The 15,506-nt window shown below is 60.7% G+C and carries 14 protein-coding genes and 2 pseudogenes; 10 read left to right on the top strand and 6 right to left on the bottom strand.

The window, feature by feature from the left end:
• Positions 1-98: 98 nt before the first annotated feature.
• Complete coding sequence (locus HZZ13_RS29415; RefSeq protein WP_057028549.1) at positions 99-779, bottom strand: TetR/AcrR family transcriptional regulator; 681 nt, start codon at positions 777-779, stop codon at positions 99-101.
• Between the two features lie 686 nt (positions 780-1,465).
• Here HZZ13_RS29415 and HZZ13_RS29420 point away from each other — a divergent pair.
• Together HZZ13_RS29420 and HZZ13_RS37690 are read left to right on the top strand one after the other, a co-directional pair.
• On the top strand, positions 1,466-1,675 hold the full coding sequence (locus tag HZZ13_RS29420; protein ID WP_197963007.1) for a hypothetical protein: 210 nt from the start codon (positions 1,466-1,468) through the stop codon (positions 1,673-1,675).
• Between the two features lie 929 nt (positions 1,676-2,604).
• Positions 2,605-2,991 (top strand): hypothetical protein, encoded by a 387-nt coding sequence (locus HZZ13_RS37690; protein ID WP_197963008.1) that lies wholly within the window; start codon positions 2,605-2,607, stop codon positions 2,989-2,991.
• A 373-nt stretch (positions 2,992-3,364) separates the two neighbouring features.
• On the opposite strand, the gene HZZ13_RS29430 is transcribed toward HZZ13_RS37690, so the two are convergent.
• Entirely contained in the window at positions 3,365-3,550 is a 186-nt protein-coding gene (locus HZZ13_RS29430; RefSeq protein ID WP_197963009.1) for a PRC-barrel domain containing protein, read from the bottom strand.
• A 315-nt stretch (positions 3,551-3,865) separates the two neighbouring features.
• Between HZZ13_RS29430 and HZZ13_RS29435 the strand changes: the two genes are divergently transcribed.
• On the top strand, positions 3,866-4,132 hold the full coding sequence (locus HZZ13_RS29435; RefSeq protein ID WP_027571093.1) for a hypothetical protein: 267 nt from the start codon (positions 3,866-3,868) through the stop codon (positions 4,130-4,132).
• A gap of 607 nt (positions 4,133-4,739) precedes the next feature.
• Complete coding sequence (locus HZZ13_RS29440; protein WP_197963010.1) at positions 4,740-5,333, top strand: class I SAM-dependent methyltransferase; 594 nt, start codon at positions 4,740-4,742, stop codon at positions 5,331-5,333.
• Positions 5,334-5,639: 306 nt separating this feature from the next.
• Here the strand turns inward: HZZ13_RS29440 and HZZ13_RS29445 are convergent.
• Positions 5,640-6,271, bottom strand: a pseudogene (locus HZZ13_RS29445) (tyrosine-type recombinase/integrase).
• Between the two features lie 654 nt (positions 6,272-6,925).
• Here HZZ13_RS29445 and HZZ13_RS29450 point away from each other — a divergent pair.
• Positions 6,926-7,336: a hypothetical protein gene (locus HZZ13_RS29450; RefSeq protein ID WP_197963011.1), complete on the top strand. Its 411-nt coding sequence runs from the start codon at positions 6,926-6,928 to the stop codon at positions 7,334-7,336.
• A 333-nt stretch (positions 7,337-7,669) separates the two neighbouring features.
• Positions 7,670-8,230: a group I truncated hemoglobin gene (locus HZZ13_RS29455; RefSeq protein ID WP_197963012.1), complete on the top strand. Its 561-nt coding sequence runs from the start codon at positions 7,670-7,672 to the stop codon at positions 8,228-8,230.
• A gap of 448 nt (positions 8,231-8,678) precedes the next feature.
• Here HZZ13_RS29455 and HZZ13_RS29460 read toward each other — a convergent pair whose 3' ends face one another.
• Positions 8,679-9,086, bottom strand: a complete 408-nt coding sequence (locus tag HZZ13_RS29460; protein ID WP_197963013.1) for a hypothetical protein — start codon at positions 9,084-9,086, stop codon at positions 8,679-8,681.
• A 482-nt stretch (positions 9,087-9,568) separates the two neighbouring features.
• Complete coding sequence (locus HZZ13_RS29465; RefSeq protein ID WP_197963014.1) at positions 9,569-9,769, bottom strand: DUF6494 family protein; 201 nt, start codon at positions 9,767-9,769, stop codon at positions 9,569-9,571.
• Positions 9,770-10,368: 599 nt separating this feature from the next.
• Here HZZ13_RS29465 and HZZ13_RS29470 point away from each other — a divergent pair.
• Positions 10,369-11,352, top strand: coding sequence for a phosphatase PAP2 family protein (locus HZZ13_RS29470; RefSeq protein WP_197963015.1), 984 nt, complete (start codon positions 10,369-10,371; stop codon positions 11,350-11,352).
• A gap of 188 nt (positions 11,353-11,540) precedes the next feature.
• On the opposite strand, the gene HZZ13_RS29475 is transcribed toward HZZ13_RS29470, so the two are convergent.
• On the bottom strand, positions 11,541-11,705 hold the full coding sequence (locus HZZ13_RS29475) for a Flp family type IVb pilin (RefSeq protein ID WP_197963016.1): 165 nt from the start codon (positions 11,703-11,705) through the stop codon (positions 11,541-11,543).
• Between the two features lie 353 nt (positions 11,706-12,058).
• Between HZZ13_RS29475 and HZZ13_RS29480 the strand changes: the two genes are divergently transcribed.
• The 3 genes and pseudogenes from HZZ13_RS29480 to HZZ13_RS29490 form a co-directional block, all read left to right on the top strand.
• Positions 12,059-13,549 carry a hypothetical protein gene (locus HZZ13_RS29480; RefSeq protein ID WP_197963017.1) on the top strand — a complete coding sequence of 497 codons (1,491 nt, stop codon included), beginning with the start codon at positions 12,059-12,061 and terminating at the stop codon, positions 13,547-13,549.
• Between the two features lie 44 nt (positions 13,550-13,593).
• On the top strand, positions 13,594-15,156 hold the full coding sequence (locus HZZ13_RS29485) for a hypothetical protein (RefSeq protein WP_197963018.1): 1,563 nt from the start codon (positions 13,594-13,596) through the stop codon (positions 15,154-15,156).
• Between the two features lie 129 nt (positions 15,157-15,285).
• Positions 15,286-15,506 (top strand): annotated as a pseudogene (locus tag HZZ13_RS29490) (hypothetical protein); the annotation flags it as partial.

Consider the following 15,506-nt stretch of genomic DNA (forward strand, 5'->3'; position numbering starts at 1 on the left):
CCGGCCGCTTGGCCGGATTTGCCGGGGTTTTACGAAAAGACAAGCTCAGGCAATGGCCCGGGCGCGATCACCTCGCCACCGCGCGCGCGTCGCGTTTTTTACGCCCCAACCAGCGCCTTGGTCGTCGGCAATAGTGTCTGCTGCACCACCAGGCCGCGGGCGCGGGCGTCCATGACGCCGACGGCGCGCAGCGCCAGCAGCGTCACGGTCTGCACCGCATCGCGCATCTTGACGGGATCGTCGAGATTGTCGGGCGCGAGCGGGCCGACCAGAGCCTCATGCAGCGCCCCCAGCAAGGCGGTGGCGGCGAGCGCGGTGTCCTGCGCCGGCAGGTGGCCTGCGCGCACCGCAGCGTCGATCCGGGAGGCGATCTCGCCGGCGATCTCGCGCCGGCTGGCAAGGCGTGAGGCGCTGACATCGACGTCGACCGGCTCGGCCAGGATGCCCCAGGCCAGCCTGCGCTGCGACAGCGTATGGACTGCCACGGTGGTGACCGCCGCCGCCAGCGCCGAGGACGGCCCCGGCGCGGCATCGGCCGCCCTTCGGATTGCCGCGAGCTCGTCGCGGGAGACCTCGGCAATGAGCTCGGAGATCAGCTCGGCCTTGGAGGGGAAATAGCGGTAGACGGTACCGGCTGCGACATTGGCCCGGACCGCGACCGGCGCGATCTGCACCGCCGCCATCCCGCCCTCCGCCGCCGCCTCCCGCGCCGCCGCCAGTATAGCGCTGCGCCGCGCCGCAAGGCGCTTCACCACTTGATGCGTCCGCCGATAAACCATGGCGCGCTTCCTGTCCCACCACGCCGGCCGCACGCCCTGCGGCCGAACGCTTCTCACGCAAAAGATGCAAATCGCCCCGCAAGGACTGAACAACTATTCAGGATGAATGACAAGATGGGAAATGCGTGGGGTGCCATGGCGAGCGGACGAGGGCGCCAAGCCGGCGTCGGCCGTGCGAGGCCTCTTGTCACGGATATCGTCGAGCCCCTTCCCTGCAAGCGCAGCGCTTTTGGCTCGTTGCGGCGGGCCCAGGCCCGCTTCGTCCTTAGCACCGGCGCTGTGCGCCTCCATCAGAGCGGTACCTGCAAGACATTGTCGGCCGCCGACAGCGAGCGTCATTCGCGGCTGAGCACACGTCCCGTCCAGAAGCAATTCAGTTCGCAACAGAGAATCTTGATGGCACTTAGCCCCGGCGAAGTTCGACAGCTCGGCCCGCAGCCAGTGGGCTAACGTAACTTCCGCTTCTGGCCCCATGGCTGACCCGAGCTCGTAGCGTCGCGAGGTCTGCTTCGTGAGGGTAACCTGAACACGGCCATGCAAGCTCGCCAAGGCAGCCTTTGACCCGGAGCGGACAATCAGGAACCCTTACAGGAGCGACGAGCTTCAGGCCTTTTTGTCCCTTTGTACATTTTTGTACAATGCACCGGAACGCAAGCCGGCTTTCTGACTCATCCAAGGGGGCTTCGATGGGACAAAAAGACGTGCCGCGCTACACCTCCTTCGCCCGAGAGGCCGCAGCAACGCTGCTGCGTATGGCAAGAACAACAAAAGACCCGCAGCTTGCGTCGGGATTGATCCAGCGAGCGGCGGACCTGAAGGACCGCACGGGCGAGCTTCCCCCGGTTGATGTCGAGGCAGTGGCAGAAGAACCGGCAAAGCCTCTGACAAAGAACTAAGGCCGCCTCTAGGGCGGCCTCACTGTCTTCGAGATACTTGCGCCTAGTCCCGGTCGTGATGGTGATGATGATGATGATGCTCGTGGTGCTCGTGACCACGGGCGCCTCCACCTCCGGAGTGCGCGATAGCGTTTGACGTGAGGGAGGTGGAAAGCAGCATAGTCATGGCGGGCGGCGTGACCGCCGCGAATTTTCCGCAAGTCTTGAGAAACTCACGCCGGTCTTCGTCTTCCGAGGGCATAGCGTCCATCCTACGATTGTCAGGCGACAAACATTAAATTACGACGAATTAAATAAATTAAAAGACGTTAAATAAGTTCCAGTCGGAGGAATGTCAGAGAGGTTGCCTATTTGGCTCCCGGTGGTTTTCGCCGCTGGCCCGGAATGCACTGCGGAACTGAATTGACTCGACGCCGTCCCAGAAAGGGAATTCACTGGTTCCGTTCATGAAGACAGCCGGTTGCACTCCAACAGGGGAGGAGCCGTAGCGTGATCATCAGAGAACCCCATTTCGACACGTATTCGATCCCGGCGCGCGTCTGTTTTGCAATCGCGCTGGTGGGTGGCGCACTGCTGATCGCCCTGGTCGTTACGAGCACTTAGTTCATGAAGTAACGCGCTTCGAGGTACGGCGCACGATGTTGGGCACCATGCCTAGAGAGATCGCCATAGCGCTCTGGTCCCTAGCCGCCGCCTGCATAGTGGCGTTCAGCGTTGCCGCGCTTGTATCTCCGCATTAGCAAGTAAAGCTCGTCTCAGTTGGTGGCCTCTTGCATGATGCAATTCCAGCCATGGTGGCACGGCCGACAATCGGTTGGCTGTGCTGCCGTGAGAGGCAAAGCGGTCATTATTGTCCCGCGCGGTGCCCCTATATTTAGTTAATTTTTATGGGAGGTTCGCGTGCGGACTACCCTTTTGGTTCTTGGGCTATGGCTACTGATCAACGTTTTGTTTGTTGTGATCACGCTGCCCCCTCGCAGGCCACGCTTGCCGCCTCGACCAACGCGGCCGTCCTTGATCGAAGCATTGGATGCAATCAAGCGCTTTCTGAAGACACGACGCCGCTGAAAAGTCAGACGATTGCGCTGTCATTTAAACCAGTCAAACACCGGACTATCATCCGTCATTTTAATCTGCGAGACTTTTCATCCGAGACCAACAATGGCTTTCGAAAAACAAGTCCGAAGGAGGTTCGCAGTGGAGAAGGTGCGACGCTTGCGCGCAATGGGTTCGCTGTGCCGTCAACAGGCCGCGTACAACAGCATGAACAAATGGAAACTCCTCGCGGACGCGGAATGCTGGGAGCACTTGGCTGAGATTGAGCTGTCGTCCCACTTCCGGGAATGCAACGTCGGTAGCTCGACCAGCTCGCTTGATCTGGCCGGGTGAGAAAACCCTTGCAATACGGGGATGAGAACCGACCCAAGAAGCCAACTCTTCAAACATCGGGGGCGTGCAATGAGTAACCGTAATCGGGCGTACAACCGCGTTGTCCTGTGCCTGCGCGCTCAGGCGCTTCTTTCTCAGCTTGCCGAACTCGAGGCCCTTCGAGGCCGAGTGCGAGAGGCCGAGGAGAATACAGCTCTCGATCAATCGGCAGACCCGGTGAAGTCAACCATTCACTGATTGATCGCAGGTCGTCGGGCGCGCGCTGCTGGGAGGGTACGCTGCCACCGGGCGCACGGCCGATCAGCCCTCAATGTGTTTCACCGTCGAAATCGGCCAGCGACCTTCATGTCCTGCGACCGAGATGCGAAGCCCGTGCTGATCATCGAGGAAGACGCGATCAATTGTGCCAGCCTTGCCGTCAGTCAAGACGACGGCCTTGCCGACCAGCTCCGTCTCGGCCTCGTGCAGTTCGCGCAAGATGTTCATCGCTCGCGCGTCGCCGGTACTTGCAGCACTCACAAATGCACCCTGTTTGGTGCGAATTCTTGTATTCTACCACTCTGGTATTTTGACGCGAGCACGCAATCGGGGGAGTTCCAGGGCGCGTGAATTGAATTCTGAGACGGTCCCTTGGGTCTCACTTGTTCTCTTCACCACAGACGTGGCCGTTCGGAACTCTTGCAGTCTGCACTGAGTTACAGAGCCGCCGACAGAAGCGAGCAGGAGCGGTCGCGTGCCCGGTAGCACGTGACGGTTTCTCGATCGCGCCGGTCGGCAGCACTTGAACAGAGAGAGGCGACAATGAAGGCACCACTACTTCTTGCTGGCGCATTCATCATCGGATGCGCCGCCCCGGCACTGGCCGATGAGTACTATGTCGTGCAGGGTCCGAACCGCCAATGCACCGTTACCACGACACGTCCGGCGGACAAGGAGGTCGTAACACAGATCGGTCCGCTGGCTTTCAAGAGCCGCGTGGAAGCCGAAGATCGCATCAAGCAGACCAAAGTCTGCGAGGAAGGGACAGTTGGTAGTAGCAGCAGCACGACTGTCATCAAAGAGAAATAGTCGAGGGCATCATTCCTGATCGTCTTTGGCTATTCGAGAAAAGTCGCGCCCATTCCTGTCGGCGCGACTTTTTGTTTGCGGGCCATCTAGTTGGACCCGCGGCTCTCGGGCCAGAGATAACCGCGCCAGTGAACACGCAGGCCGAAATCGAGATGATGCTCTTGCGCCAGGCGTGCCATCGCCGACGCGCACAGATGGCCCGCGAGTCCCCGGCGCGTCAGCTCTTGGCCCGTGGCGGACGCTAACTCAGTGCGCCGCGAGGTCTGCTTCCTGAAGGTGACCCGAACAGGGCCATGGAAACTGCAAAGGCAGCCTTTGACCCGAGGCAGACCTCCTGAGGGTCTGCACCGCTGTCCGCCTATCGGCGGTAAAGCGGACTAGTTGTGCTCACGCACGTCATCCCGGGTCCACCCCAGGAAGAGGAGGGCGGTGTAAGAATGCTTGGCAAAATCGCCTGCGTGTATCTACGTAGAGCGGGCTTGCAGGAAAAATGCGGTGTGTTCGATGGCGAGCAGACGATCAGTCAGAATATCTGTCTATTTGTAGGTCCAAACTGTTCCGTGCATTGATGGAGATCGTTGCTTGAGACCCAGAGGAGATTGCCCCCATGCATTTCCTTTCGAAGATTACGGATGCCGTTGAAGACTTCCGCCTCGGTATTCGTGCAGGCGGAATAGCAACGACAAACAAGCCTGGTGCCGTTTACTATGCAACTATCCGTCACAACCTCATCCGCGAGGTCTTGGACCGGCTCCGCCTCTCAATGGATGACGATTTCATCGACATAGGTTGTGGCAAAGGACGCGTTCTGGCGATTGCGGCGACATATCCGGTCGGGTCAATTCTCGGCATCGAATACGAGCCCGCCCTGGTCGATATTGCGAAGCTCAACGTTTCGCGACAGGCGCATCCAAGAATTGGCGTCTGGCAAGGTGCGGCAGAAGACTTCGATTACTCGAAGGCCACCGTCGCCTACGCTTTCAACCCCGTCGAGCCAGATGTTCTGGATCTCATCCTCGCCAAGATCGATAGAGATCGGATCAATGTGCCATTCGGCATGCGACGGTCCTTCCGCTTGGCCTTTGTGATGGAGAGCCCGGCCCAACGTGCCATCTTCGCGAGCCATTCATGGCTAGAGCGGTATGACGGCTTCACCAACTCCGCCGGTCAGGTCGCCAGCTTCTATCGATCAATAGCGTAGCGAACCAGACGAGCCGGAATTTCCCAATCCGTCTGCGGATTTCTGGCGTGGGCAGTGACGATCTGCTCAGTCGTGCGGACAGGTGGCCATTGTCAACGGCGCGATCTCGGCTTTCTGAGGTGGACCGGACAGAGCTTGTGCAGGTCTTCGACTCCCGGTGATGGCCCATCTGAGAGGTGGCGCTTCGTCTGCCGGAGGTCCGCTTACTACATCAGAGCAGGCCAGATTTGCTCAAGCTGAGTTCTTCGCTGTTTGGCCCAGAGCCGTCTGAGGGCAGCGCAGAGCGCGTCTGCTCTGCCCCCGAAGTCAGACGTCGACTTGTTCTGCTATCGCAAGGGCGTCATCGACCTCAATGCCAAGATATCGAACGGTGCTCTCGATCTTGGTGTGCCCCAGAAGGAGCTGTACGGCTCGCAGGTTGCCGGTTCGGCGATAGATCAAGGTCGCCTTGGTCCGGCGAAGGGAATGCGTCCCGAACAGGTGCGGGTCCAGTCCTATGCCAGTGATCCAGTGGGATAGGAGGCGGGCATACTGGCGGGTCGACATATGTCCACTCAGCCGCCGGCCGGTGAATAGGTATTCTCCTGACTTCTTGCCCGTAACCCGCAGGTAATCGTCGATTGCCTGCCGGGTCGATTCCGTCAGTTCAAATTTGACTGGCCGGCCGGTCTTCTTCTGTCGGACGGTCGCACGGTCGGCCGAATATCCCCTGGCGCAAGGTCATCAACTTTCAATGCTACGACGTCGCAGCCGCGCAGCTTGCTATCGATGGCGACGTTGAACAGTGCCAGGTCGCGCATTCGGCCTTCAACCTGGAGCTTGGTTCGGATTGACCAGACGTGCTTCGGACGGAGCGGCGGCTTTGCGCCGACGATCTTCCCCTTGTTCCAAGGAACGTGCTTCGAGAGGGCGGGGATGGTGCTTGGGGTAATGGTCATTTTGACCTCCTCAGCTAGTGAGGCTGGTCATTTTCAGCCCGTAGCCCTTCCAATCCGGCGTCGCTTTGAGATGATTGGAGACGTACTTGCGTTCAATTCGAGCGATGCCGGGACCGATTCTGACCCGAAGCGGACATCGCTCGATTTCTCTCAAATTTAAACTAAGCGGGCAACCGCGCCGAAGAACCGCCGTGTATACTGGGCTGAGAGACACTCAGATATTCTATCAGTTCGGATCGAACTTGCTCGGAGTAGCAGGATGATAGATCGGGCAGCACGCGACCAGCTTTCCAGAAACCTTAGGCGCCTGATTGCCGGAGCGATCACCAACGACCAATTCGAGCGCAGTCTTCCGGTGAACGACGAGGATGCGGCGATCTCGGCGATCACGGACATGTCGTGGCTTCTGTACAGCGACATGAAGGAGCATCGGTTGATCGGGCGTTACAGCATCGCTCCCGTCTGGAGCCGAGAGGTGCTGCGCTGGATTCTATTTTTGGATAATAATTTTGAGTACCGCTGGCCAAAGATACGTCTTCCCGGCATCTCACCCCAGCGACGTGCTCGACCAATCGTGACGAGATGGCTGAACGGACCTAACGCAATCTCTTACGAACGCGCGGCCGCCTTTCTGGAGGCTGGAGATTACAATGCATGGCCATTCATTTCCCGATCAGAGTACAAGCATGCGTTGAGGCATCCCAGACGGCTGGCGAGGGGCTGAACTTGGGCAATGAACAAATGACCGAACTTTTACAAAGCAAAGAGGCTTTCCGGAATTTGGTACAGCGATTGAGTACTACTCCTGTGATCGTACGCAGCCAGGAGGAGCCAGAGACCTTGGCACATGCCTTCTCGGACCTTGAGATATCGCTAAGAAAATTCTTGCATGAGCAGCTTCCGAAACTCGCCGACCCGTCAATACAAGGCGAACCACTAGGGGACTTGCTTCTGGACATCCGAGAGGAGTTCCGCCACATCCTCTATCATCTCCACGATCCGCAGTTCTTTCGAGTGTTGGAGCCTACGCATGAATGGCTGATGGTTCGCTCGGAGCAAGAGTAAGGATGCAATCCGCCGAGGTGTGAACGCGAAAAATGTGGACGGGTTAACTTGATGTCGGCTGCTGGCCCTCATCCGAACAAGGATGCCCCGTTGCGATGTCGGCTATCGGTGGCAGACCGGAAGCCGCGCCGCCCTTGCTGTGACCGCTGCTTTTGACCCGGAGCGGACATTTGGGAGTCACCTGACGGCGCATGGGTTTGCATCTCGCAGCAAAATTTTTCCGGAACCATTTCCAATCCGAGGCCGCCCGGCCCGGCAACGCGCGCACGGCGGCCGTTTGGACGGGATGATGCTGGTGCCGCAATGCCTCACGAAACCTGTAAGGAGGTACCCATGGCAAGGGCTCGTTCGACTTCCATCAGCAGACGAAGCGTGGTCGCAGGCCTGGCGCTGACAGCCGCCCCCGTGGCGTTGGCTGGAGCCAATCAGGCGCATGCGCAGGCCCAGCAAACCCCTCCGGATCAAAGTCTGTATGAACGACTTGGCGGCGTTTTCGCCATTGCAGCGGTCGTGGATCACTTCAGCGACGCTGTCGTAAAGAACCCCATCGTCGGCCAGAAGTCCAAAAATCCGCAGTTGAGGGAATGGCACACCAAGAATCTGAAACGCTTGCCTGGCCTCAAGTTCATGCGAACACTTTGGGTCTGTGACGTTTCGGGCGGGCCGTTCCAGTTCAAGGCCACCAGGCCAGGGACGACGCCCCTTGGCCTTGAGGAGGCGCACCGGGCCTTGCGGATCTCGCCGGCGGAATTCGACGAGGTCGCAGCTGAACTCGGACGGACACTTGATTTCGCCAAGGTCCCGAAGCGCGAGAAGACCGAAGTACTGGCTGCGTTCGCCAGCCACAAAGATGAGGTCACCGCCGGTTACGTATCGAGAGCCAAGCGCGGTTGAAGCATCACCTAACGGCTGAAGGGCAGCGCATGTCCGCTCTGCCGCGGTCATCTCGATGGAGTCTGCTGTTGGCCCCAAGGCGAAGATGGCGATGCCCTCCTGCACGTGAGCAGTCGAGGATGTCAGCGACCCAGGCGGCCACCGCGGCGGTTGAGAGCTGGCCCGTCCCGCGGACGTAATCGGCTACGATCTGCAGCAGCAAAAAGCTGAAGGCGTTCGGGGCGTAATCAGTGTTCAATCTTGCGTCCGGTCTCCTCATCGAAGGCCAGCATTCCACCCCTCAGGTCGATTTGACCGTTCGAAGCCATCGCATCCTCCCATGAGTTTTTTGCCAGCACGGATCACGATGTGCCTGCTGCTAGCGGGTCTTCGCCCATCGCAGCGCGCTCAGCGCCTGGCCGAGTACGCCATCCGTACGTGCAATCGATTTCTTACGGAGAAGCCAGCCTCAAGCCTTCAGGTCCGTGATCCTCATAATTGCGACCACGTTCCCATCATTGTAAGCTTGTTCCTTTGTATCCTTGTTGCAGGTCCAGACGTAATTTTTCTTGGCCGTAAAGGTCTTTCCTTCCTGATCGAGCCGAAGCTCCCCTTCGGTGATGTGGCAGACCATGGCATTCATCATCGGGGGGCCCATGGTCTTCGATCCCGGCTGCATAATTATATCTCGCATTGAGACGGTCTTAAAACCAGGGATGATGGATGGGGTCTCACCATCATATTCACGCACTACGACACCTGGCCACGGCGTCGCATCCTTGTAGCCCGTGGTTTGAGCCGCGGCAGGCTTCACCATGGCCGCCGAAGCCGCTGCCAACCCGATTGCCAATGCTGACCGTCGATCGATGTTGCTCATGGCTTTCTCCTGAAGTTGCAGCACGAGCCGCCGCAGAAGCGGCGCGTACGTTTCGTGGAGAGTGAATCGAAACCGAAGAAAGGCCGGTCTCTTAAGAGCGCGTGCCTGCCGATGGCACTACTGCAACTCGTCGCGCTCGAAGCGGCGATTTCGGCATGTCCCGCTTCAACGCAATTGCATTCTACCCTGACATCCCGGAGAAACAGTGACGCACAATGTCTCACTGGGAAGCCCACAATATTAGCAGCTTCACTCCCGGCCAACCGATTTGGCAAGTCAGCGTCACTGACTGGCCTCCCGGCAGTATTTTCGCCGCCACAACCCGACTGCGGCTTCCAGGAAGTTCTGGATTTTGCCCTGGGCCGAACTACGCTTAACCCGGCGTCAGTCGGCAGTCAGCGGTAGACCGGTCATCGTTCGGCGCTCGCCTTCACCGCGGCTTGTGACCCTGAACGGAGGTTGGGTCGCAGCGTGTGCCCTCGTCAGAGTGCGACTGTTTCCTCGACAACATGTTCCAGCGGTGTCCCCTCAGCGGACAGGGTCATTCGCAGTTTGAGTTCGCCACCTTTCACCGCCCCGCTACGGACCAGGTTCTCGATTTCACGCTGCGATGTAACTCCGACATGCTTCAGAAACTTACGGATCGCCATATTGAAGCGGTCTTCATCGAACTCGGCGGTCATGGCTTTTCTCCCTGATCGGCTGGGCAAAGTCTAACACATCGGCAATCCCGTGTTTACAGCCACAAGTCCCGGACCAGGGATCAATGATCGGGACCAGGGCGTGAGGAACGACGCCAATATCACCAATTAGTCTCCGCAACGGCCACGAGGCGTTACCTTAAAGCGCTTGCGAAGAAGAATATTGAGCTTTGCTTGATCTCGGTCAGCCGCCGCCCGTGTAGAGCCCGCGGTCTTGATGTGACGTGCAGCACAACCGCGCCACCCGTACCTCAGAATGTCATCTCTGATCCGTTCGTTTTCGTCGGGTTCGCCTTCGGCTTTAAGATGCTCTGCTCGACAGTCTTCGGGACTGGAATTCTTCTCACATTGAGAGACAACCAACTCTTGCCAAAGTTTTATCAAGTGGGGCGGATATCTCACCGCAGGTGGCGTGGGAGCGGTTTTGCGGCCTTGTGAGGCATTTTAACGCCAGATCCTCGCAGGCGACAAATGCGCAAAGTGCGAGAGCCGGTTGATAGACGGCTAACCACGATTGTTACCGTCATCTTAAAGCAGGTCCGCGACCTTACCGCCGGACTGCGATCCCATCCCGGTGCAGCATGCTCGATTCGGACGCCCGAGCCGCCTGGCGGCTCTTCAACCTGAACTGGCTTCCCATCGCGGCCATGGGCGGCCTGCTGGCGGTTGGTCTCCCCGCAACCGGTCTGAGCCTCGAGCCCGTCGCCTACAGCATCACGCTCGCGATCGCGGCCGTCCTGGTCGGCGTTGCCTGTGGCCACCAGCTGACGAAGGGCGAGCTTGCCGATCCGAAACTGGTGTTCTCGCTCGGCACGATCGGACAGGTCATTCTCACCTGCGCCATTGTCGGACCTTTGAGCTACGTCGCGGGCAAGATGAACTGGCCGCTCCAGGACGAGGCGCTGCTGGCGATCGACCGCGCGCTCGGCCTCGATCCCGAACCGCTCGCGCGCTTCGTCAACGACCATCCCTGGCTGGCGGACGTGCTGGCCCGCGGCTACGGACTGATCAAATGGCCGCTGCTCGGCGTCCCCGTCGTGCTGACACTGACGGCACGTCGTGTGCGGCTGCAGGTGTTCATGCTGGCGATGAGCCTCGCGCTCGTGGTCACCATCGCGGTCTCCGCAATGGTGCCGGCGATCGGCACCTATTACGGGCTGCAATTGCCGGCCGCGCACCTCCCCGAGATCAACACCGCGGTGTATGCCGGGCAGCTGCGCGACATCCTCGCGCTGCGCGACGGCAGCCTGCACGAGCTGCATCTGTTCTTCCTCTCCGGCATCGTCTCGTTTCCGAGCTTTCACGCCGCCTCCGCCGTGCTCTACATGTGGGCGCTGTGGCCGGTGCGCGGCATCGGCGGCATCGCGGCCGCGCTCAACATGTTGATGATCGCAGCGACGCCGGCGATCGGCGCGCACTATCTCATCGACGTCGCCGGCGGCATCGCGCTCGCCGCAGCCTCGATCTGGGTGACGAAGTTTTGGGTTGAACGGCTCGGCCGCGCGGCAGCCGCCTCTGCCGCACCTGCGCTATCGCCGGTCTGGCAACCCAGCCTCGCGGAATGAGGCGCAACTGCCGTAGGTGACGGCACGCCGATGTTTCCCCGTTATTACGCGCGCAGCGAAGCAATCCAGAATCTTTCCGCAGAGGCAGTCTGGATTGCTTCGCTGCCCTCGCAATGACGTTGTGGGCCGCCCAAAAGAAAAGAGCCTCGTCGAAGACGAGGCTCTCAGAATTCCCAGGTCGTTCAGCCTTACTTGAGGCTGGTCGAGATCGAGGTGAACTTGGCGTTCAGCGTGGTGCCGAGGTTGTTGACGACGGTGATGATCGCCAGCGCGATGCCGGCGGCGATCAGGCCGTATTCGATGGCGGTGGCGCCGGATTCGTCCTTCAAGAAACGCGCAACGAGGTTCTTCATAGAGTGCTCCAAATGAGTACACGAGGCTACAACTGATCTGGTCTCTTCGGCTTCCCAGCGCCGCCCGACCATGAGAAGGGAACGTAGAGGCAAAGAATTGCGCCGCAGTTAATTCGACTGCGTAAACACTGGGCGGATTGCGTGTATTGGCCCATGGTAAATCCAAGTTCGAAACAATCCGTTAAATTGTAGACATATGACGCCGATCTGGCGCGGCCGGTTTACCCGAAGTTATGACCGGCATGGTCCAATGCCGCCCGCTCGGACTGAAGCGCGACGAGATGGTGCGCACGCAGCCCGCCGGGTCCGGATCATGGCCGGACCGGCAAGAACAACCAGGACGACGAGGCGGCATGTCCCTTTCCTTCGCCAACAGCATCGCGGTGCAGGGCCGCGCGCGCGCCCTGGTGCCGCTGTGCGTCGGTGCCGGCGCCTATCTGTTCTTCCTTTTCCTCGGCGACACGCTGCTTCAGGATTCCGACTCGTTCTGGCAGATCAAGATTGGGCAATGGATCCTCGATCACCGTGCCATGCCCATGATCGACTTCTACTCCTTCACGCGGACGGGCGCGCCGTGGATCTCGACGTCCTGGCTGTCGCAGGTCGCGTTCGCCTTCTCCCATGCACAATGGGGCTGGGCAGGCCCTGTCATCCTCACCGCGGCCGCCGTCGCGCTCACTCTCGCAATCTTCGTCCAGCTGCTCGAGGCCCATATCGAAGCCCCGCGCGCGGTGCTGTTCGCGATGCTGGCGCTGCTGCTGTCGATCCATCACGTGCTGGCGCGGCCGCATATTCTGGCGCTGCCGGTGATGGTGGCGTGGATCGGCCTACTGATGGCGGCTGCGAGCCGCAGGAGCGCGCCATCCTGGACCTGGCTGCCGCTGATGGCGCTCTGGGCGAACCTGCATGGCGGCTTCGTGCTCGGGCTCGCGCTGATCGGCCCGATCTCGCTCGAGGCGGTCGAGCATGCCGAGAAGGGACGCCGGCTTGCTCTGTTCATGCGCTGGGTGCTGTTCGGAATTGGCGCGCTGATCGCGAGCTGCTGCACGCCGTATGGCTGGCGAACGCTGCAGGGCGCGACCAACATCCTCAGCCTCGGCGAGCTGCTGACGCTGATCCTCGAATGGATGCCGGCGAACTTCGCCTCGTTCACCCCGTTCGAAGGCGCCCTGCTCGCCCTGATCGCGTTCGGCTATTATCGCGGCCTGGTGCTGTCGGCGCCCCGGATCTTCCTGATCCTGTTCCTGACCTGGAGCGCGCTGAGCCACGTCAGGAGCATCGAGGCATTTGCATTCCTGGTGCCACTGGTGCTGGCAAAGCCGCTCGGCGAGATGTTCCCGCAGGCAGCGCCCGATGCCGCCGGTGCCGAAAGCTGGCCGGCCCGCTATATTACAGCGCTCGGCGCGCTGATGATCGTGGCGGCGAGCTGGACCTCGACCTCGCTCTATTTGGCGCACCACCGCTTCAGCTTCACGATGACGCAGACGCCGGTTGCGGCGGTCGACCTGCTCGAGCAGCGCAAGGTGCAGCGCGTCTTCAACGCCTACCAGTTCGGCGGCTATCTGATCTCGCGCGAAATCCCTGTTTTCGTCGACGGCCGCGCCGAGCTCTACGGCGAGAAGTTCATCATGGACTTCTTCAAGGCGACGGAAGGCAAGAAGCCCGAGCTGCTGCCGCGCCTGCTCGACGAGCACAAGATCGACGCGACGCTGCTGGTCGCTGATGCGCCGGGCCCGCAGATCCTCGACCAGCTCAAGGGCTGGAAGCGGATCTATGCGGACGACATCGCCGTGATTCACGTGCGCGACACCGCAGACAGCGCGATCGCGGCGCCTTCGAAGTGAGGACCTGCTCCAGCGCTCGTCTTCGGCCACAGCGACTTCATCAAATGGTTTCTTCCAGCCAGCCGACCCTGACAGATCCGGCGCGTCCCGACCCGGACCGGGCCGTGGCGACCATCGTTCTCGCGCTGCTGGCGGCGGTCTCGTTTGTTCCGGTGCTGCTGACTCCCATTCCCGCGATGGTCGATTATCCCAATCACCTCGCCCGCATGTACATTCTGAGCCAGAACGGCACTCCGGGTGCCAATCCACATTACGAGGTGACCTGGGCCTTCTATCCCAACCTCGGAATGGACCTGCTGGTCCCGCAGCTGGCGCGGCTGATGAGCGTCGAGAACGCCACGCGGCTGTTTCTCCTGCTGAGCCAGGTCCTGATCGTCACCGGCGCGCTTCTGCTCGAACGAGTCCGGAAGAGGCGCGTCCACCTCGCCGGCTTCGCCGCGCTCGCTTTCCTCTATTGCCTGCCGTTCAGCTGGGGCTTCGTGAACTTCGAGTTCGGGCTCGGCCTCGCGCTCTGGGGCATCGCCGCCTATCTGATGCTGGCCGAAGGCCCCTGGCCGCTGCGCTTCGCCGCCAACCTGATCTTCGTCGCCGCGCTCTATGTGGCGCATTTCTTTTCGCTCGGCATCTACGGCGCAACGCTCGGCCTTTTCGAGCTGTCGCGCATCCGCCAAGGGCAGACCACGTTTGCCGTCGCGGCCGCGCGGCTTGGCGCGCTGGCCGTGCCGGCGCTTGCGCTGCTTGCGATCATGCATGTCACGGCAGGCGCGATCGGAAGCGAAGGCAACAGCTGGTTCGTCGGATTCAAGCCGATCTGGCCGCTTCGCATCATGAACGGCTACAATCTGACGATCGCGGCGGTAACTGGGCTCGTGCTGATGACCGCCCTGCTGTTCGCCGCGCGGCGCGGCGTCCTCAAGCTCGACCCGGCCGGGCTGTGGATCGCAATCGGTTTTGCACTGCTTTACCTCGTCATTCCCTCGAAGCTGTTCGGAACCTCGTTCGTCGATCTGCGCATGATTCCCGCCGCGGCCGTGATCCTGCCGGCGTTCTGCTCGCTGTCGCTGCCGAGTAGGGCTTGGCGAATGGGCGCGCTCGCTGCGATCAGCGGCATCATATTGCTCAATCTCGCCGTCGTGCTCGCGGTCTGGCTGCCTTACCGCGCCGACTATGCGGCGATGATCGCCTCGTTCCGGAAGATCGACCGCGGCTCGCGCGTTCTCGTCGGCAGCATCGGCGACAACGGAGATCCGCCCTTCGCCGACCTCACCTCCTATCCGATGTATTATGCGCCGACGCTGGCGGTGCACTATGCCGACGCGTTCGTGCCCAACCTGTTCACGGAAACGGGCAAGCAGCCGGTGCGGCCGCGCGAGGCGGTGCGCAACATTGCCGTTCCCTATGGCGGTCCGGTGCCCTCAAGCCTGCTTGCCGCGATCGCGATGGGCCAGCCGCCGGCGGACGCCCCGCAATTCGTCCGCACCTGGGACCGGGATTTCGACTACCTCTATGTGCTGGGATCGCCGGCCGCAAATCCGCTGCCGGATCGGCTGGAGGTGCTGGAGACATCGAGGCGATTTGTCCTCTACCGGATTCGCCGCAAGCCCTAGGCTGCAGCCGCACCTGCGTGCACGCCTCGTCCTTCGAGACGGCGCTGACGCGCCTCAGATCCTATGGGCGGCGGGTGGTCAAGAGAGGTTAGGATTGGATTGCAAACCACCCAGCCTCGGAGGACCAAGATGATCAAGCTCGATCGCATTGACGCACCCGCCACGGCGGAGCATGCCACGGTTTACCTGGCTTTTGAACTGAGCAAAGCGAAATGGAAGCTCGGCGTGTTGCTGCCGGGCTCACAGAAGCTGAGCCGGTACACGATTGGTGGCGGTGATCTGGTGGCCTTGGCAGCGCGGCTTGCAGACGTGCGCAAGAAGGCTGCCGCGGATGGACGGCCGATACGCAT

Origin of the sequence: Bradyrhizobium agreste (assembly GCF_016031625.1) — a bacterium.
Lineage (GTDB): Bacteria > Pseudomonadota > Alphaproteobacteria > Rhizobiales > Xanthobacteraceae > Bradyrhizobium > Bradyrhizobium agreste.